14 protein-coding genes are annotated in these 18,811 nt (G+C 72.9%); 12 read left to right on the top strand and 2 right to left on the bottom strand.

Annotated features, from left to right (window positions below):
• The first annotated feature begins 20 nt into the window (after window positions 1–20).
• The 11 genes from ACODR5_RS00225 to tuf all read left to right on the top strand — a co-directional run bounded on the left by ACODR5_RS00225 (window position 21) and on the right by tuf (window position 14,820).
• Window positions 21–986: an AAA family ATPase gene (locus ACODR5_RS00225; protein WP_488982366.1), complete on the top strand. Its 966-nt coding sequence runs from the start codon at window positions 21–23 to the stop codon at window positions 984–986.
• A gap of 10 nt (window positions 987–996) precedes the next feature.
• Window positions 997–2,391 carry a DUF58 domain-containing protein gene (locus ACODR5_RS00220; RefSeq protein ID WP_449854571.1) on the top strand — a complete coding sequence of 465 codons (1,395 nt, stop codon included), beginning with the start codon at window positions 997–999 and terminating at the stop codon, window positions 2,389–2,391.
• Window positions 2,388–4,868, top strand: a complete 2,481-nt coding sequence (locus ACODR5_RS00215; protein WP_488982365.1) for a transglutaminase domain-containing protein — start codon at window positions 2,388–2,390, stop codon at window positions 4,866–4,868. Before ACODR5_RS00220 ends, ACODR5_RS00215 begins: the two co-directional genes overlap by 4 nt.
• A gap of 23 nt (window positions 4,869–4,891) precedes the next feature.
• On the top strand, window positions 4,892–6,286 hold the full coding sequence (locus ACODR5_RS00210; protein WP_488982364.1) for a DUF5684 domain-containing protein: 1,395 nt from the start codon (window positions 4,892–4,894) through the stop codon (window positions 6,284–6,286).
• The gene (locus ACODR5_RS00205) at window positions 6,283–7,464 is read left to right on the top strand and encodes a hypothetical protein (RefSeq protein ID WP_488982363.1); all 1,182 of its coding nucleotides are present in this window, start codon (window positions 6,283–6,285) and stop codon (window positions 7,462–7,464) included. The genes ACODR5_RS00210 and ACODR5_RS00205 overlap by 4 nt, the downstream gene beginning before the upstream one ends.
• 82 nt (window positions 7,465–7,546) lie before the next feature.
• Window positions 7,547–9,244, top strand: a complete 1,698-nt coding sequence (locus ACODR5_RS00200) for a chymotrypsin family serine protease (protein WP_488982362.1) — start codon at window positions 7,547–7,549, stop codon at window positions 9,242–9,244.
• Between the two features lie 78 nt (window positions 9,245–9,322).
• Complete coding sequence (locus tag ACODR5_RS00195) at window positions 9,323–10,153, top strand: SDR family oxidoreductase (protein ID WP_449854576.1); 831 nt, start codon at window positions 9,323–9,325, stop codon at window positions 10,151–10,153.
• A 261-nt stretch (window positions 10,154–10,414) separates the two neighbouring features.
• Entirely contained in the window at window positions 10,415–10,783 is a 369-nt protein-coding gene (gene rpsL / locus ACODR5_RS00190) for a 30S ribosomal protein S12 (RefSeq protein ID WP_449854577.1), read from the top strand.
• A gap of 5 nt (window positions 10,784–10,788) precedes the next feature.
• The gene (gene rpsG, locus ACODR5_RS00185; protein ID WP_067024837.1) at window positions 10,789–11,259 is read left to right on the top strand and encodes a 30S ribosomal protein S7; all 471 of its coding nucleotides are present in this window, start codon (window positions 10,789–10,791) and stop codon (window positions 11,257–11,259) included.
• A 90-nt stretch (window positions 11,260–11,349) separates the two neighbouring features.
• The gene (gene fusA / locus ACODR5_RS00180) at window positions 11,350–13,464 is read left to right on the top strand and encodes an elongation factor G (RefSeq protein ID WP_488982361.1); all 2,115 of its coding nucleotides are present in this window, start codon (window positions 11,350–11,352) and stop codon (window positions 13,462–13,464) included.
• 162 nt (window positions 13,465–13,626) lie between these two features.
• Window positions 13,627–14,820, top strand: a complete 1,194-nt coding sequence (gene tuf / locus ACODR5_RS00175) for an elongation factor Tu (protein WP_449854579.1) — start codon at window positions 13,627–13,629, stop codon at window positions 14,818–14,820.
• Between the two features lie 132 nt (window positions 14,821–14,952).
• Here tuf and ACODR5_RS00170 read toward each other — a convergent pair whose 3' ends face one another.
• Window positions 14,953–16,893 carry an acyltransferase family protein gene (locus ACODR5_RS00170; protein WP_488982360.1) on the bottom strand — a complete coding sequence of 647 codons (1,941 nt, stop codon included), beginning with the start codon at window positions 16,891–16,893 and terminating at the stop codon, window positions 14,953–14,955.
• A 40-nt stretch (window positions 16,894–16,933) separates the two neighbouring features.
• Window positions 16,934–18,238 carry a UDP-glucose dehydrogenase family protein gene (locus ACODR5_RS00165; protein ID WP_488982359.1) on the bottom strand — a complete coding sequence of 435 codons (1,305 nt, stop codon included), beginning with the start codon at window positions 18,236–18,238 and terminating at the stop codon, window positions 16,934–16,936.
• 187 nt (window positions 18,239–18,425) lie between these two features.
• Here ACODR5_RS00165 and ACODR5_RS00160 point away from each other — a divergent pair, with 187 nt between their 5' ends.
• Window positions 18,426–18,641, top strand: a complete 216-nt coding sequence (locus tag ACODR5_RS00160) for a hypothetical protein (RefSeq protein ID WP_449854582.1) — start codon at window positions 18,426–18,428, stop codon at window positions 18,639–18,641.
• Window positions 18,642–18,811 lie beyond the last annotated feature (170 nt).

The following is an 18,811-nucleotide window of genomic DNA, read 5'->3' as shown; positions in this document are numbered from 1 at the left end:
ACCCGAGAAGAAGGACACGCATGACGATCACGCAGGAGCAGGCGACCTGGTTCGCCCAGACGTTCGCGCAGCTCGCCGACAACGTCGAGCGGTCCTTGCTGGGCAAGCGCCACGTCGTGGAGCTGGTGCTCACCGCGATGCTGAGCGACGGCCACGTGCTGCTCGAGGATGTGCCGGGCACGGGCAAGACCTCGCTCGCGCGGGCGCTGGGGCAGACGGTGAGCGGCACGAACACGCGCATCCAGTTCACCCCCGACCTGCTGCCCGGCGACATCACGGGCATGACGGTGTACGACCAGAAGACGGGCGAGTTCGACTTCCACCCCGGCCCGATCTTCGCGAACATCGTGCTCGCCGACGAGATCAACCGCGCCTCGCCCAAGACGCAGTCGGCGCTGCTCGAGGTGATGGAGGAGGGCAAGGTCACGGTCGACGGCATCACCCGCCCCGTCGGCGAGCCGTTCCTCGTCATCGCCACGCAGAACCCCGTGGAGCAGGCGGGCACGTACCGCCTGCCCGAGGCGCAGCTGGACCGCTTCCTCATGAAGACGTCGCTCGGCTACCCCGATCACGCCGCCACCGTGCGCATCATCGGCGGCGCCGCGACGGCGACGGCCGACCTCGCGGCGATCATCGCGCCGCAGGCGATGGTGGGCATGGCGGCGCTGGCCCGCACGGTGTACGTCGACGCGCTCGTGCTCGACTACATCGCGCGCGTGGTCGAGGCCACCCGCACGGCCGAGCAGGTGCGACTGGGCGTCAGTATCCGCGGCGCGCTCGCGCTCACGCGCGCGGTCCGCACGCGCGCCGCCTCGCAGGGCCGCACCTACGCGGTGCCCGACGACGTCAAGGCGCTCGCCGGCCCGGTGCTCGCGCACCGCCTCATCCTGCAGCCCGAGGCCGAGTTCGACGGCGTCACGGCCGAGGCCGTGATCGGCCAGGTGCTGCTCTCGGTGGCGCCGCCGGTGGACCAGCCCGCGGCCTGATCCCGAGCACATGGCACAGACCCGCAGCCGCACCCGCGCCCCCTCGTCGACCGCCTCGCGCACGTCGACGAGCTGGGGCCGCACGCGCACGCGCACGATCGGCCGCACGACCGCGACGACGAGGGGCCGGTCCAACCCGATCGTCACCGCCGTGTCGTGGTCGGCGGTCAGCGCGCGCCGCGCGGGGGCCGTGCTGCGCAGCGCGCGCGACTGGTGCCTCGAGGTCATCACGCCGGCCGGATGGCTCGTCGTCGTCGCGGCCCTCGCCGGCACGGCGGTCGGCTGGGCGCTGGGCTGGGTCGAGTGGCTCGTCGCCGGCCTCGCCGGCGTCGCCCTCATCGTCGTGACGGTGCCCTTCCTGTTCGGCAGCCGCGCGCACGACGTGAGCGTGAAGGTCGATCGCGACCGCGTGGTGGCGGGCGGCTCGGCCTCGGCCGAGGTGATCGTGCGCAACTCGGGAGCGCGCGCGACCCTGCCGGGCCGCATCGAGCTGCCCGTCGGCGACGGCCTCATCGAGGTGGACGTGCCGTTCCTGCGCGCCGGCCACGAGTCGACGCAGAACCTCGAGATCCCCACGCCGCGCCGCGGCATCATCCAGATCGGTCCCGCCGTCGAGGTCCGCTCGGATCCCGTCGGCCTGTTCCGCCGCGAGCGGGCGTGGGAGGACCGGCACGAGCTGTACGTGCACCCCCGCATCGAGGTGGTGCCCACGACGAGCGCCGGCCTCATCCGCGACCTCGAGGGCCAGCCGTCGCGGCGCATCGTCGACTCCGACATCTCGTTCCACGCCATCCGCGAGTACGTGCCGGGCGACAGCCGCCGCCACGTGCACTGGAAGTCGACGGCGAAGACGGGCCGGCTCATGGTGCGCCAGTACGAGGAGACGCTGCGCTCGCGCACGGCCGTGATCCTCAGCGTCGACCCCGCCGACTACCTCGACGCCGACGAGTTCGAGCTGGCCGTGAGCGCCGCCGCCTCGCTCGGCGTGCGCGTGCTGCACGACGGCCGCGACCTCGAGGTCGTCACCGGCGTGGAGCTGCCGCCCGTGGTGCCGCGCGGCATGACGCTCGTGGAGCGGATCCCGGCGGTCAGCCCGCGCACGATGCTCGACGGCTTCTCGGGCGTCGACGCCCGCCCGCGCGCGACGCCCGTCGAGCAGATCGGCGACGTCGTCGCGGAGGACGACGAGGCCGTCTCGCTCGCCTTCCTCGTGGTCGGATCCGTCATGCCGCTGCGGCGCCTGCAGCGCGCGGCGCTCGCGTTCCGCGCCGACACGGCCGTGATCGCCGTGCTGTGCGACGAGCACGCCCGCCCGCGCGTGCAGGGCGTGACCGGCCTCACCACCGTCACGATCGCCGCGATCCAGGACCTCGGCGGCCTCCTCGTGAAGGGCGGGCAGTCGTGAGCGCCGGCCCCGGGGCGCCCCAGGCGCCGGGCGCCGTCACGTGGGGCGGCGCCGACCGCTCCCTCGGCGGCCGGATGCGCGAGCTGGCCTCGGCCGAGAGCGTCGCGGCGCTCGCCTGGCTCACCGCGATGACGGCGCTGGCGGGCTTCGCCGCCTGGCCGATCTACGAGGGCGGCGGGTACCTCGCCGTCGTCGCCGTCGGCTTCGTCGTCGCGCTCGCCCTCGCCGTGGCCGCCCGCGCGTGGCGCCTGCCGGGCTGGGCCACGGCCCTCGCGGCCGTCGGCGCGGTGATCGCCCTCGGCGTGGCCTTCGCCGTGCCCGGCCGGTGGGCCTCGCCCACGCCGTTCCCCGGCGTGCTCACCGACGCCGTGCAGGGCGCGGTGCTGGGCTGGAAGGACCTGCTCACCGTCGAGCTGCCCGTCGCCGAGTACCGCAACCTGCTCATGCCCGCCGTCGTCGTGTTCGTCGTCGGGCCGCTGCTGGCCGCGCTCGCCGCGCTCGCCGGGCGGGCGGGAATGGCCGTCGCCGCGGCGGTCGGCACCGCCTCGTTCGGCCTGCTGTTCGGCCACACCGTCGCGAGCCCGCCGCTGCCGCTCGGCACGATCACGGTGCCCGCCCCGCGCGAGCTCACCCTCGGCCTGCTCGCCCTCCTGCTGTCGGTGGCGTGGCTGTCGTGGCGGGCGGGCAGCGCGCGCCGCCGTGCCCTGTCGCAGGCCGCCGAGCGCAGCGGGGTGCGGCTGCGCAGGCGCTCGCCGTGGAGCGCCGTCCGGCGCATCGCCGTGACCGCCGCCCTCGTCGCCCTCGCGTTCGGCACCGCCGGCGTCGCCGCGCCCGCGGCCGTCGAGAGCCGCGAGCGGATGGTGCCGCGCGCGGGGACCGGTCCGGAGCTGGCGATGCGCGAGGCGGTGAGCCCGCTCTCGGAGTACCGCGCGGTGTTCGCCGACGGGGCGTACGAGCAGGAGCTGTTCCGCGTCACCGGATCGGAGCTGCCCGAGCGCATCCGGATCGCCTCGCTCACCTCGTACGACGGCGAGACGTACCGGGCGCTCGATCCCCAGTCCGAGGCGGACGACGACCTGTTCGTCCGCGTGCCCTCGTGGGGCGCCGCCGGCGGCACGAGCGCGCGGATCGAGGTCGGCGCGCTCCACGGCATCTGGCTGCCCACCTTCGGCGAGGTCTCGCGGATCGAGTTCGAGGGGGAGCGCGCCTCGACGCTGGCCGACGGGCTCTACTACAGCAAGGCGTCGGCGGGCGCGGTGCAGACGGCCCGCATCGAGCAGGGCACCGCGTACACGGTCGTGGCGCAGGAGTCGTGGGCGCCGCTGGCCGAGCTGACGTCGCCGCGGCGCAGCCCCGCCGTGCCGATCCCCGACTCGGTCGCCACGTGGGTGGAGCGCAACGACATCACGGCCGACGGCGCCGGGCTCGAGAACGCGGTGAGCCTGCTGCGCGAGCGCGGCTACCTCAGCCACGCCCTGCGCCTGGACGAGGACGCGGACCAGCCGCAGTGGATGGCCGACCTCGGCGACGGGTACCGCTTCCGCCCCAGCGAGTCCGGGCACTCGCTCGCCCGCATCGACGCGCTCTTCAACGACCTCATCGAGGCCGAGTCGACCCTGCGCGAGTCCACCGCCGCGGCGGTCGGCGACGACGAGCAGTTCGCCGTGGCCGCGTCGCTCGTGGCGCAGCAGCTCGGCTACCCCACCCGCGTGGTCGTCGGCACCCGCCTGCAGGCCGAGGAGGGGCTGCCGGCGTGCGAGGAGGGCGTGTGCCGGGGCGCCGATCTGGCCGTGTGGCTCGAGGTGCAGGGCGCGTCGGGCGCGTGGGCGGCGATCGACGCCACGCCGCAGTGGGAGGAGCAGCTCGACATCGAGGAGCAGCAGCTCCAGGATCCGAAGGTGCCGACGCAGGTGCGCCCCGACGATGCGAGCGAGATCCAGCCTCCCGATCCGATGCAGCAGAGGGCGCAGGACAGCGACGAGCAGGATCGCGGCGCGGGCGACGAGGCGCTCTGGGCCGTCGCGCGCGGCGTGGGCATCGGCCTGCTCGCGGCGCTGCTGGCGCTCGGGCCGTTCCTCGTCGTGATCATCGCGAAGGCGGTGCGGCGCTCCGGTCGCCGGGCCGCAGCCGCGCCGGTGCAGCGCATCGAGGGCGGCTGGGAGGAGTACGTCGACACCGCCGTGGACCACGGGCTGCCGGGGCAGGGCGCGCGCACGCGCTCCGAGCTGGCGGCGCTGTACGCCACGCCGAACGCCGGCGCGCTCGCCGCCGTCGCCGACCGCGCGGTGTTCTCGCGCGGCGACATCGCCCCGGACGAGGCCGACCGGTTCTGGCAGATCGTGCACGAGGAGCGCAAGGCGCTCGGCGCCGGCAGGTCGTGGTGGGCCCGGCTGCTCGCCGCGGTCTCGCTGCGGTCGTTCTTCGGCGGGACGGGCAGTTCTCCCCGTGGCGGCGCCGGGCGCGGCGACGTAGCGTGAGCCTCGGGGTACGGGAGGTCGGAATGGGCGACGTCACGCCGTGGGTCATCGCGGCGGTTCCGCTTGTGCTCATCGCGCTCGTCTGGTTCTGCGCCGCGCTCGCCCAGCTGTTCGAGAAGGCCGGAGAGGCCGGATGGCAGGCGTGGGTGCCGGTGCGCGGCGCGGCCGTCTTCCTGCGGCTGGGCGGCTTCCGCGCGTGGTGGCTGCTGCTCGCGCTCGTGCCCGTGCTGGGCTGGATCGCCCTCGGCGCGCTCACCGCCGTCGCCGCGCACCGCATCGGGCGCGTCCTCGGCTTCCGCGCCGGCATGACCGTGCTCGCCGTGCTCGTGCCCCCCGTGTGGCTGAGCATCGCGGGCTGGGGCGCCGCCCGGTACGCGGGGAGCGAGCATCCCGCCGTGCGGCGCCTGCGCGCGCGTGTGGCCTCGCGCCGCCGCTCCGCCGAGCCGGACGGGCCGTGGCCGTTCGGCGACACCCCGTCGGGCGTGCGCGTCGGCGCGCCGAGGCCCGGTGTGGTCATGCCCTCCTCCTCCGGCCCGAGCGCCGCGCCTCGCCCGGTCCCGAGCGCCTCACGCGCGATGCCGGCCGCCGCGCCTCCCGCGCCGTCCGTCGCGCCACCGATGCCTGTCGCCGCGCCTCCGGCGCCGGTCGCCGCCGCGCCCGCGCCCTCGGTGCGCGCGCTGTCCCTCGTCGCTCCGGGCTTCGCGCCGCGCCCCGAGCGCGAGCCGCTGCGCCCCGCCTCGTCGTTCGCCGGGCGCGCGGCCCCCGCGGCCGACATCCCGCGCGAGACCACGGCGGGCGATGTGCTGCCGCGCGACGTCGTGCGCCCGGCGATGCGATCCGGATCGCGGGATCCCGAGGTGCCCGCGGCCATCTGGGCCCGGCTGGAGGGGCGCACCCCCGCCGGGCGTACGCCCGGCGATCCCGCCGACGCCGCGCCGCTCCCGCCGCGCCCCCCGATCCCCGCGGCGCCGTCCGGCGCACCCACGTCCAACCTCGTGGCGCTGCCGCCGCGCCCGCCGCTGCCCGCGCCCGCCGGAGAGCCCCTCACGGTCGAGGCGATGCTGCACGCCGACACCACGGAGCGCGGCGTGCGGTTCCGCCTCGTCCTCGACGGCGGTGAGACGATCGACCTGAACCGCAGCGTCGTGATCGTGGGACGCAATCCGGCGTCCGATCCCGAGTACCCGGAGGCGCAGCTCGTGCGCCTGCAGGACGGCACGCGCACGCTGTCGAAGACGCACGCGCGCATCGAACGGCGCGAGGACGGATGGATCGTGGTGGACCTGGGCTCGACGAACGGCGTGTTCGTCGTCGACATCGACGGCAGCGAGTACGACACGACCCCGGGCGCGCCCGCCCGCGTGCCGGAGCGTCTCGTGCTGGGCACCGTCGAGCTGCGCGTGGCGGGGGCGGCGTGAGCGCGCGCGACGAGCGGCCGGACGACGGCGCGGACGAGCAGACGCGGCTGGTGCGCCGGCCCGCGGACCCGCAGCCGGCCGTGGACGAGGCGACGCGTGCGGTGACGCGCCGGCCCACGGATCCGGGCGTGGATGAGGCGACTCGGGTGGTGACGCGTGGGCCCGTGGCGGCGGATCCGGGCGTGGACGAGGCGACCCGCGTGGTGACGCGTGGGCCCGTGGCGGCGGAGCCGGACATCGACGAGGCGACACGCATGGTGCCGAGGCGCGACGCCGCGCCGGTCGCGGAGTCGCCGGCGGACGAGGCGACGCGGGTGGTGGCCCGCGGCACCGCGGAGTCGCCGGTGGACGATGCGACGCGGGTCGTCGCGCGCCGCGATCCCGCCGCCGACGAGACCCGCGCCGCGCGCCGGCGCCGGGCGCTCGCGCAGGGCGGCGACGCGCCGCAGGAGCCGGTCGCCCCGCCGCAGGAGCCGGTCGACGATGCCACGCGGCTCGTGCAGAGGGCCCCGCGCCCGGCCGTCGAGCCCGACGCGGCGACCGCGCCCGAGGGGCTCGACGAGGCCACGCGCATGGTGGCCAGGCGCACCGCCGACGACCCGCTGCCCGCCGACGATCCGCTGCCCGACGAGGGCACGCGCATCGTGGTGAAGGGCGCGCCTGCCGACGAGGCGACGCGGATCGTGCGGCGGCCGCCGGAGGACGAGGCCACGCGCCTCACGCGTCCGTCGCCGCGACGCGACGATGACGGCGAGCCGGTGGTGCCCCCGTCGCCGCACCGCGAGTCGGTGCGGGTGCCGGACGCCGCATCCGCCGACGACACCCGCCTGCTCGTGCGGCCCGCGGGCGCGGGGGAGCACACGGCCTTCGAGGCGCCCACGACGTGGGCCACGCGCACCACGCCCGGGGTGATCGCGCCGGAGTGGGCGCCCGTGCTCGAGCTCGACCTGCGCGACGAGGCCGCCGATCCCTCGCGCATGATCGAGGACGTGCCGGCGCCGCTGCGCGCGAGCGGCTGGGATCGCGACGTCGCCACCGTCCGCGACATCGACGCCGATGCGCAGCTGCGCGCGGCCCGGCGCGTGCGCCGCCGCCGCGCCTCGATCGTGGTGAGCGCCATGGCGATCGTCGTCGCGGCGTCGGCCGCGGGGCTCGCGGCGCTGATCGCCACCCTCTGAGGCGGCGGGCCCGCGTGCGGGCCGCCGGCGGCGATCGATTACGCTCGGTGCGGCGCATGTGCGCGGGGTGAGGGGAGAGCCGATGATCGCTCGACGCGCGACGGGTGCCGCCGCGGCGGCCGTGCTGACGCTCGCCCTGGCGTGCCTCTCCGTGCCGGCCGCGGCGGTCGCGCCGGGCTCATCCGCGCCGTCCGCGCCCGTCGCCACGGCAACCCCTGGTCCGACGACCCCGTCGGCGAGCGGCGCGGACGAGGCGCCCGCCGGAGCCGCCGATCCGGATGCCGGCGTCGGCCCCGCGGAGGCGCCGGGTGCCGGCGACGCGGATCGTGCCGTCCCCTCCGATCCGGAACCTTCCGATCCGGAACCTTCCGATCCGGAACCTTCCGATCCGGGCCGCGCGGATCCGGCCACGGACGCCGGCGCTGCCGAGGCGACGCCGTCCGCCCCCGACGCGGGCGACGCAGGGCCCGCGGGTGCCGACGCGCTCGCGTCGTCGCTGCTCGCCGCCGATCCCGCCGTGCACGCCGTGGTCCCCGACGGCGCCGGCGGCACGATCGTCTTCGCCACGGCCGCCGAGCTCGCGGCGCACACCCGGGCCGTCATCGAGAGCGAGGGCCTCGCGCTGAGCGACATCGGCGCGCCGCTGCGCGCCGAGGCGGCGGGGGACGTGGTCGGCGGCGCCGGCTACGCGCTCGAGCTGGCCGGCGGAAGCCTGGCGTGCTCCATCGGCTTCAGCGCGTGGACGCCGGAGGGCGGCGACGCCGTGATCACCGCCGGGCACTGCGCCGGCGGGGTCGCGGGGCAGGACGCCTGGCTCACGCGCCCCTCGCAGGACGGCGGCGCGACCTACGAGCGGTGGCTCCCGCTCGGCACGGTCGCGTTCGCGCAGTTCGGCCTGCCGGGCGATCCGGCGGGGCGCACCGGAGCGCTCGACAGCGTCGACATCGCCGCGATCGACGTCGACCCCGCCGCGGGGCTCACGCTCCGCCCCGCCGTGACCGACTGGACCACGGCCGCCGCCGACGATCTCGCGGCGTCCACGACGCCGATCACGCGCATCGGGCAGGCGCACGACGGGCTCGCCGTCGCGAAGAGCGGGCGCACGACGGGCGTGACGACCGGCACGGTGCAGGGCGGGATCGGCTGGGCGCGGGTCGGCTCGTCGATCGTGCACGGATTCATGACGACCCTCCCCGCCGGCGACGGCGACTCCGGCGGGGCCGTCTACGCCGGCGACGCCGCGCTCGGCGTGGTCTCGGGCGGCAACACCGAGTACACGTGGGTGGCCGACCTCGGCAACGCGCTGGAGCAGACCGGCGGGTACACGCTGCGGCTCGACCTGGCCGAGCCGGCGGTGTCCGCACCCGCCGACCTGGGCGCCGTGCCCGCCGGATCCGCGCTGACGGGCACCGCGCACCCGGGCGCGATGCTGCGGATCGAGTTCGCCGCCGCCGAGACGGCCGCAGGCGGGCCGGCGCCGGCAGTGCAGGAGGTGCCCGTGGGCGCCGACGGCGCCTGGAGCTGGATGGCCCCGAGCGAGCCGGGCAGCTACACGCTGCGGCTCACCTCGCGCGACGGCTACAACGCCTCGGACCCCACCCAGGTGCGCATCGCCGTCTACGCCGCGGCGGAGGTGGCCGCGCTCGACGACTGCACGCCGGGGGAGGACTGCCTGGCCACCACGGGCGCCGCCGTGACGGGCCCGCTGGCCGCCGCCGGAGCGCTCTTCGCGCTCGCCGTGCCGCTGCTGTGGGCCTCCCGCCGCCGCGCCGCCCGATGAAGCGACCACCCCAACCCGCGGCACTCGCCCCTGGCGGCGCCCCGTAGGCTGAAGGCGTTTCACGACGAAGGGACGAGGATGACCCTGGCAGGCAAGACCATTCTGATGTCGGGCGGGAGCCGAGGCATCGGCCTCGCGATCGCGCTGCGCGCCGCGCGCGACGGAGCCAACGTGGCGCTGCTCGCGAAGACCGACCAGCCGCACCCGAAGCTCGAGGGCACCGTGCACACGGCGGCCGAGCGGATCCGCGAGGCGGGCGGACAGGCGCTGCCGATCGTCGGCGACGTGCGCAACGACGACGACATCGCCGAGGCGGTGCTGAAGACCCAGGGCGAGTTCGGTGGCATCGACATCGTCGTGAACAACGCCTCGGTGCTCGACCTGTCGCGCACGCTCGACGTCACGGCGAAGAAGTACGACCTCATGCAGGACGTGAACGTGCGCGGCACCTTCATGCTCTCGCGGGCCGCGCTGCCGATCCTGAAGGAGGCGCCGAACCCGCACATCCTGTCGCTGTCGCCGCCGCTCACGCTCACGCCGCGGTGGCTCGGCGCCCACACGGCGTACACGATGGCGAAGTACGGCATGACGATGGCCACGCTCGGCATCGCCGCGGAGTTCGCGCCCGACGGCGTGGCGGCGAACTGCCTGTGGCCCCGCACGACGATCGCCACCGCGGCCGTGCAGTACGGGCTGGGCGGTGACCGGATGATGGCGGCCAGCCGCACGCCCGAGATCTACGCGGACGCGGCGCACGAGGTGCTCACCCGCCCTGCGCGGGAGTACACGGGTCAGACGCTCATCGTCGAGGACGTGCTGGAGGCCGCCGGCGTCACCGACTTCTCGGGCTATGCGGCCGTGCCCGGCACGCCCGACGAGGCGCTGTTCCCCGACATCTTCCTCGACTGACGAGGCGGATCAGGCGCCGACCCGCCCGCGTTTGCCCTTATCACGTCGGGGCGCGTACCATGGTGAAGTGCGTGTTTCCGCGCGCCCTCGTGTCGTGTCTCGGCACAGCGAGACGGGCGGAGCGTCGCACAGGGACAGGACTGCGAACAGTCCACCCCCACGGCATACCCACCATCACGATTCCTCCGGTCATCCGGTGTCTCGGTGGGTCTGCGTGAAACTCACGCGCTGTCACCGTGCAGCACTGAAACAGGAGAGAACGTGCCAACCATTCAGCAGTTGGTTCGCAAGGGCCGCAAGCCGAAGGTCACCAAGACCAAGGCTCCCGCGCTCAAGGCGAACCCGCAGCAGGCGGGTGTCTGCACCCGCGTCTACACGACCACGCCCAAGAAGCCGAACTCGGCCATGCGCAAGGTCGCCCGTGTCAAGCTCCGCAACGGCACCGAGGTCACCGCCTACATCCCCGGCGAGGGCCACAACCTGCAGGAGCACTCGCTCGTGCTCGTCCGCGGTGGTCGTGTGAAGGACCTCCCCGGTGTCCGCTACAAGATCGTCCGCGGTGCGCTCGACACCCAGGCCGTCAAGAACCGTAAGCAGGCTCGCAGCCGCTACGGCGCGAAGAAGGGCTGAGACCAATGCCTCGTAAGGGACCCGCCCCGAAGCGCCCCGTCGTCAACGACCCGGTCTACGGCGCACCCATCGTCACGCAGCTCGTGAACAAGATCCTCGTCGACGGCAAGAAGTCGATCGCCGAGGCCATCGTCTACAACGCCCTCCGCGGCGTCGAGGCGAAGAACGGCCAGGACGCCGTCGCCACGCTCAAGAAGGCGCTCGACAACGTCCGCCCCACCCTCGAGGTCCGCAGCCGCCGCGTCGGCGGCTCGACCTACCAGGTGCCGGTCGAGGTCAAGCCGCACCGCGCGAACACCCTCGCGCTGCGCTGGCTCGTGAGCTACGCCAAGGGCCGTCGCGAGAAGACGATGACCGAGCGTCTGATGAACGAGATCCTCGACGCCTCCAACGGCCTCGGCGCCGCCGTGAAGCGCCGCGAGGACACGCACAAGATGGCCGAGTCGAACAAGGCCTTCGCGCACTACCGCTGGTAACCAGCTATTCACGCCGGTTCCGGATGATCGGAACGTCGGTCATCCGGAACCGGCTCTCAGATTCACCTGCGACAACGTAAGGAAACGCCCGTGGCACAGGAAGTGCTCACCGACCTCAAGAAGGTCCGCAACATCGGCATCATGGCGCACATCGATGCCGGCAAGACGACGACGACCGAGCGCATCCTGTTCTACACGGGCGTCAACCACAAGATCGGCGAGACCCACGACGGTGGCGCGACGACCGACTGGATGGAGCAGGAGCAGGAGCGTGGCATCACGATCACGTCCGCTGCTGTGACGTGCTTCTGGGACAAGAACCAGATCAACATCATCGACACCCCCGGTCACGTGGACTTCACGGTCGAGGTCGAGCGCTCGCTTCGCGTGCTCGACGGCGCCGTCGCGGTCTTCGACGGCAAGGAGGGGGTGGAGCCGCAGTCCGAGACGGTGTGGCGCCAGGCCGACAAGTACAACGTGCCCCGCATCTGCTTCGTCAACAAGATGGACAAGCTGGGCGCCGACTTCTACTTCACGGTCGACACCATCATCAACCGCCTGAAGGCGACGCCGCTGGTCCTCCAGCTGCCGATCGGCGCCGAGAACGACTTCGTCGGCGTGATCGACCTCGTCGAGATGAACGCCAAGGTGTGGCCCGGCGACGCCAAGGGCGACGTGACCATGGGCGCCAAGTACGAGACGACCGAGATCCCGGCCGAGCTCGCCGACCGTGCTGCCGAGTACCGCACCAAGCTGCTCGAGGCCGTCGCCGAGACCGACGACGCGCTGCTCGAGAAGTACTTCGGCGGCGAGGAGCTCACGATCGACGAGATCAAGAGCGGCATCCGCAAGCTCACGATCGCGGGCGACGCGTACCCCGTGCTCTGCGGCTCGGCGTTCAAGAACCGCGGCGTGCAGCCCATGCTCGACGCGGTCGTCGACTACCTCCCCTCGCCCCTGGACGTGCCCGCCATCGAGGCGCACGACCCGAAGGACGAGGAGAAGATCATCGAGCGTCACGCGAGCGCCGAGGAGCCCTTCGCGGCCCTCGCGTTCAAGGTCGTCTCGCACCCCTTCTTCGGCCGCCTCACCTACATCCGCGTGTACTCGGGTCACCTCGACTCGGGCGCGCAGGTCGTGAACTCGACCAAGGGCAAGAAGGAGCGCATCGGGAAGATCTTCCAGATGCACGCCAACAAGGAGAACCCGGTCGACTCGGTCACCGCCGGTCACATCTACGCGGTCATCGGCCTCAAGGACACGACGACGGGCGACACGCTCTCGAACCCCGACCACCAGGTCGTGCTCGAGTCGATGACGTTCCCGGAGCCGGTCATCGAGGTCGCGATCGAGCCCAAGACGAAGGCCGACCAGGAGAAGCTGGGTCTCGCGATCCAGAAGCTCGCGGAGGAGGACCCGACGTTCCGCGTCGAGAACAACCCCGAGACCGGTCAGACCACCGTCAAGGGCATGGGCGAGCTGCACCTCGACATCCTCGTGGACCGCATGAAGCGCGAGTTCAAGGTCGAGGCGAACGTCGGCAAGCCGCAGGTCGCGTACCGCGAGACGATCCGCAAGGTCGTCGAGCGCCACGACTACACCCACAAGAAGCAGACGGGTGGATCGGGTCAGTTCGCCAAGATCCAGTTCAAGCTGGAGCCCCTCGAGGTCACGGCGGACAAGACCTACGAGTTCGTCAACGAGGTCACCGGTGGGCGCATCCCGCGCGAGTACATCGAGCCGACCAACCAGGGCTTCCAGGACGCCATGAACGTCGGCGTGCTCGCCGGCTACCCCATGGTGGGCGTGAAGGCCACCCTGGTCGACGGCGCCTCGCACGACGTCGACTCGTCGGAGATGGCGTTCAAGATCGCCGGTTCGATGGGCTTCAAGGAGGCCGTCCGCAAGGCGAACCCGGTCCTCCTCGAGCCGCTCATGGCCGTCGAGGTCCGCACGCCCGAGGAGTACATGGGCGACGTCATCGGCGACCTGAACTCGCGCCGCGGTCAGGTGCAGTCGATGGAGGACGCCCAGGGCGTCAAGGTCGTCAAGGCCCTCGTGCCGCTGTCGAGCATGTTCGGCTACATCGGCGACCTGCGCTCGAAGACCTCGGGCCGCGCCGTCTACTCGATGGAGTTCGACAGCTACGCCGAGGTCCCCAAGGCCGTGGCCGACGAGATCATCCAGAAGGGCAAGGGCGAGTAACGCGCCCGAGCCCCCACGGTTCGGCGGGGGCGCCCCCCCCCCCCCCCCCCCCCCCCAAACAACACACAGAATCTCTCTACTAGACTGAGAACCATCCCCGTTGCAGGCCGGTCGCAAACCGGTGCCCGGCGCTGTGACAACGACCGTCCTGAGGAGGACCCAGTGGCTAAGGCCAAGTTCGAGCGGACCAAGCCGCACGTGAACATCGGAACGATCGGTCACGTCGACCACGGCAAGACGACGCTCACCGCCGCGATCTCGAAGGTGCTCGCGGACAAGTACCCGTCGGACGTGAACGTCGTGCGCGACTTCGGCTCGATCGACTCGGCCCCCGAGGAGCGTCAGCGCGGCATCACGATCAACATCTCGCACGTCGAGTACGAGACGCCCAAGCGCCACTACGCGCACGTCGACGCCCCGGGTCACGCCGACTACATCAAGAACATGATCACGGGTGCCGCGCAGATGGACGGCGCGATCCTCGTGGTCGCGGCGACCGACGGTCCCATGGCCCAGACGCGTGAGCACGTGCTGCTCGCCAAGCAGGTCGGCGTGCCCTACCTGCTCGTCGCGCTGAACAAGGCCGACATGGTCGACGACGAGGAGATCCTGGAGCTCGTCGAGCTCGAGGTCCGTGAGCTGCTCTCGTCGCAGGACTTCGACGGCGACAACGCTCCCGTCGTGCGCGTCTCGGGCCTGAAGGCTCTCGAGGGCGACGAGAAGTGGACGCAGTCGATCCTCGACCTGATGGACGCGGTCGACGAGAACATCCCCGACCCGGTGCGTGACAAGGACAAGCCGTTCCTCATGCCGATCGAGGACGTCTTCACCATCACCGGCCGTGGCACGGTCGTGACGGGCCGCGCCGAGCGCGGCACGCTCGCGATCAACTCCGAGGTCGAGATCGTCGGCATCCGCCCGACGCAGAAGACCACGGTCACGGGTATCGAGATGTTCCACAAGCAGCTCGACGAGGCCTGGGCCGGCGAGAACTGCGGTCTGCTGCTCCGCGGCCTCAAGCGCGAGGACGTCGAGCGCGGCCAGGTCGTCGTGAAGCCGGGTTCGGTCACGCCGCACACGAACTTCGAGGGCACCGCGTACATCCTCTCGAAGGACGAGGGTGGCCGTCACAACCCCTTCTACACGAACTACCGCCCGCAGTTCTACTTCCGCACCACGGACGTCACCGGCGTCATCACGCTGCCCGAGGGCACCGAGATGGTCATGCCCGGCGACACCACGGACATGACGGTCGAGCTCATCCAGCCGATCGCCATGGAGGAGGGCCTCGGCTTCGCGATCCGTGAGGGTGGCCGCACCGTCGGCGCCGGCACGGTGACCAAGATCATCAAGTAAGCACCGCTTACACGCAGGCGGGGTCGCACCTTCGGGTGCGGCCCCGCTTTCGCGTTCCCGGGCGGCCGTGCGTGCGCTCGGGAGCGACGGGCCGCCGTGCGTGGCCGGCGGGCGGGCTCGCGGAGGCGGGGATCAGCGGAACAGCGCGACGACGTCGGGATCGCGGGCCAGCTCGTCGCCGATGGCGGCGGCGCCGGGCCCCGTGAGGTGCGTGGAGTCGTACATCATGAGGTCGGCGAGGTCCCCGCTCGCCGACGGCCGGCACTCGCCCGCCGAGCACATCGCGTCCCAGCGCTCCAGGTACCGGCCGCCGGCCGCCTCGGTCACCCGGGCGTACGCGTCGTCGACATCGTGCTCGATCCTGAGCTCGTCGTGCAGCACGCGCCCGAGGTCGTCGGCGCTGTTGTGGCGCAGCACGATCTGCCACACCGGGTCGCGGAACTGCGGGCCCGCGCCCAGCACGACGACCTCGGGGCCCAGGTCGCTCAGCCACGCCACGGTCCGGCCGAATCGCTCCTCGGCGCCGGGATCGAGGCGCATCGCCACGACGATCACGTCGAGCTCGGGCGCCATCCGCTCGAGCTCCGCGAAGCGCTCGCCGTTCAGCTCGGGGCACTGCTCATAGACGTAGTCCGACTCGGGCATCTCGCGCAGGGGCGGGCAGCCCGGGTGCGAGGCGATGAGGAAGTTCGCCTCGGGGGCGATGCGCGCCGCGACGTTGAGCCCGTCCGGACCGAAGGAGTCCCCGATGACGAGCACGTTCCGCCGACCGTCCTGCGGCTCGCCGCACACCGGCCCGTCATGCCCGCGGCACAGCTCGCGCGACAGGGCGAACCGCCCGTCGTCGACCTCCTCGCTCGTGAGGGCGGCGACCGGGCGCACGTCGGGCGCGTACACGGCGGGCGACGAGGCGTACCCCGCGGTGCCGAGACCGGCTCCGGCCACGACCACGGCGACGCCGAGCACCGGCGCCGCGAGCCGGCCGAACCGGCGCCACGCGGCCGCGGCGCTCTCGCGCGCGCCCGTGCCGTGCACGCGCAGGGGGCGCTCGATGAAGCGGTACATCGCCTCGGCGAGCAGCACCATGAGCGCCAGCAGGCCGAGGGTCACCGGCAGCGTCACCCTGTCCGTGAGCTCCCTGGCGTAGACGAGCACGGGCCAGTGCACGAGGTAGAGGCTGTACGAGCGCAGGCCGATGTAGCGCATCACGGGGTTGCTGAGGGCGCCGTCGAGGATCGCCGGCCGCCGGGCCGCGATCACGAGAGCGGTGCCCACGGTCGGCACGAGCGCCGCGAGCCCGGGGAAGTCCGTGCCCGCCTCGTCGAAGGCGAGCACGGCCCACACGATGAGCGCGATGCCGGCCAGCCACGCTCCCGCCCGCGCCGCTCCCACCGCGCGCGTGGGCCGCCACTCGACGCGGTCCAGCCACACGCACATCGCGCCCAGGGCGAACTCGAAGGTGCGGAAAGGCGTGAGGTAGAACGCCGCCTCGGGCCATTCGTCCGTGGCCCACGCCGTCACGGCGACGGAGACGATGGTGAGGGCGACGACGATCGGCAGGGCGAAGCGCCGCAGCCGCGTGGCGACGAGCGCCACGAGCAGGAGCGGCCACACGAGGTAGAACTGCTCCTCGGCGCTGAGCGACCACATGTGCAGCAGCGGCTGGTTCTCGGACTCGGGCGCCCAGTAGCCGGATCCCAGCCAGAAGTGGATGTTCGCCACCGAGACCGCCGACGCCGCCGCCGACTCCGCGATCTCGGCGATCCGGAACGGCGGCAGGAAGACCGCGGCGGCGACGGTCGTGAGGACCGCCGTCGCGAGGGCCGCCGGGAGCAGCCGCCGCACGCGCCGCAGATAGAACTCCACGAACGAGAACGAGCCCCGCCGCGTGCCGTCGACCACCTGCCGCGTGATGAGGTAGCCGGAGATGACGAAGAACACATCGACGCCGACGTAGCCGCCCGGCAGGGCGGTGGCGCCGGCGTGGAAGAGCACGACCGCGGCGACCGCGACGGCCCGCAGCCCCTCGATGTCGGGCCGGTAGCCCGATGCCTGTCGTGCGTCTGTGGCCATCGCCCCGGTCGTCGTCAGCCCGCGCTCCCGCCGGTCGCCGTCAGCTGCGACCCATCCCGGTGTACGTCCAGCCCGCCGCGCGCCACGCCTCGGGATCGAGCACGTTCCGCCCGTCGAACACGAACGGCCGCGTCACCTTCGCCGCGGTCTCGGCGGGGTCGAGGGACCGGAACTGCTGCCACTCCGTGACGACCGTCACGGCCTCCGCGCCCTGCAGCGCCGCGTCGAGCGAGTCGGCGTAGGCCAGCTGCGGGTGCATCCGCCTCGCGTTGTCCATCGCCTCCGGGTCGTACGAGACGACGTCGGCGCCAAGACCCTTGAGGCGCACCGCCACGTCGAGGGCGGGGGAGTCGCGGATGTCGTCGCTGTCGGGCTTGAATGCCAGGCCGAGCACGGCGACGCGCCGGCCGAAGACCTGGCCGTCGAACGAGTCGATCACGAGGTCGACGAGGTGCTGACGGCGACGCAGGTTGATCTCGTCGATCTCGCGCAGGAACGCGAGCGACTCGCCGCGCCCCAGCTCGTCGGCGCGCGCGGCGAACGCGCGGATGTCCTTGGGCAGGCAGCCGCCGCCGAAGCCCACGCCGGCGTTGAGGAACTTCCGGCCGATGCGCGCGTCGTAGCCGATTGCGTCGGCGAGCTGCGTCACGTCGGCGCCCGTGACCTCGGCGATCTCCGCCATCGCGTTGATGAACGAGATCTTGGTGGCCAGGAAGGAGTTCGCGGAGATCTTCACGAGCTCGGCCGTCGGCTGGTTCATCACGAGCCGCGGGGTGCCCTTGGCGAGGATCGAGGCGTACACCTCGTCGAGGAGGGCCACATCCGCCTCCCCGGTCTCCTCGGTGACGCCGTACACGAGGCGATCCGGATCCACCGTGTCACTGACGGCATGGCCTTCACGCAGGAACTCGGGGTTCCACGCCAGGTGCGCGCCGGTCTCGCGGATCTCCTCGGTCAGCCGCGCGGCCGTGCCGACCGGCACGGTCGACTTGCCGGCCACGAGCGATCCGGGGGCCAGATGCGGCTTCAGCGAGGCGATGGCGGCGTCGACGTAGGTGAGGTCGGCGGCGCCGGTGTCCTTGCGCTGCGGCGTGCCGACGCCGAGGAAGTGCACGCGCGCGTCGGCGGCCGCAGCGAAGCTCGTCGAGAAGCTGAGCCGACCGGAGTCGATGCCCGCCTTCAGGATGTCGGCCAGTCCGGGCTCGAAGAACGGCGTCTCGCCCGCCGAGAGCTTCGCCACCTTCGCCTCGTCCACGTCGATGCCGATCACGTCGTGCCCCAGCGATGCCATGGCCGCGGCGTGCACCGCACCGAGGTAACCGCACCCGATGACCGAGATCCTCACAACGCTCTCCTTCGTCAGCCGTCCCGCGCGACGCCGTCGCACGCGGGGAACGATCGATCGCCTCCAACTACGCTAGTCGGTTCCCGTGACCGCTCGGTGCACGGCGCTGGCGGCGGCGGCGCGCGCCTGCCATGCTGAGACGGACGCGCTCTCGGTACGGGCGCGCACAACTCCTGGAGGGGGAACCATGGGTCTCGACGACCTCGTGAACAAGGGCAAGGGCCTGTTCGAGCAGAACAAGGACAAGATCGACGACGCGCTGAAGAGCGAGCAGGCCGAGGGCATCAGCGACAAGGTGCTCGACGGCGTCTCGGATCTCGCGAAGAAGGTCCTCCCGGACTCTGCCGACTCGAAGATCGACGAGGTTCGCGCGAACCTCGACGGCCGCATCGGCAACCAGTAGCGACCCGCCCGAAGCCCCCGGCGCCGACGCCGGGGGCTTCGTCGTGCCAGGGGTGTGGCCGCGCGGCTCGCGAGGAGATCCCGGCTTGAGAGGACGGATAGGGCGGAACGGATCCTCGGGAACGGGGATCCCCTCTCGATCCGGCCCGGCCGGGTGGCGGGGGATCCTCT

It is taken from the genome of Microbacterium sp. FG3, from assembly GCF_057809335.1.
The sequence above is the reverse complement of the archived record's forward strand: the minus strand, read 5'-3'. Positions and strand labels throughout refer to the sequence as shown.

Excerpts from the sequence above, each read along its gene's own strand:
- ACODR5_RS00225 (WP_488982366.1), top strand. The coding sequence starts at position 21 with ATGACGATCACGCAGGAGCAGGCGACCTGGTTCGCCCAGACGTTCGCG.
- ACODR5_RS00220 (WP_449854571.1), top strand. The coding sequence starts at position 997 with ATGGCACAGACCCGCAGCCGCACCCGCGCCCCCTCGTCGACCGCCTCG.
- ACODR5_RS00210 (WP_488982364.1), top strand. The coding sequence starts at position 4,892 with ATGGGCGACGTCACGCCGTGGGTCATCGCGGCGGTTCCGCTTGTGCTC.
- ACODR5_RS00200 (WP_488982362.1), top strand. The coding sequence starts at position 7,547 with ATGATCGCTCGACGCGCGACGGGTGCCGCCGCGGCGGCCGTGCTGACG.
- ACODR5_RS00195 (WP_449854576.1), top strand. The coding sequence starts at position 9,323 with ATGACCCTGGCAGGCAAGACCATTCTGATGTCGGGCGGGAGCCGAGGC.
- rpsG (WP_067024837.1), top strand. The coding sequence starts at position 10,789 with ATGCCTCGTAAGGGACCCGCCCCGAAGCGCCCCGTCGTCAACGACCCG.
- ACODR5_RS00170 (WP_488982360.1), bottom strand. The coding sequence starts at position 16,893 with ATGGCCACAGACGCACGACAGGCATCGGGCTACCGGCCCGACATCGAG.
- ACODR5_RS00160 (WP_449854582.1), top strand. The coding sequence starts at position 18,426 with ATGGGTCTCGACGACCTCGTGAACAAGGGCAAGGGCCTGTTCGAGCAG.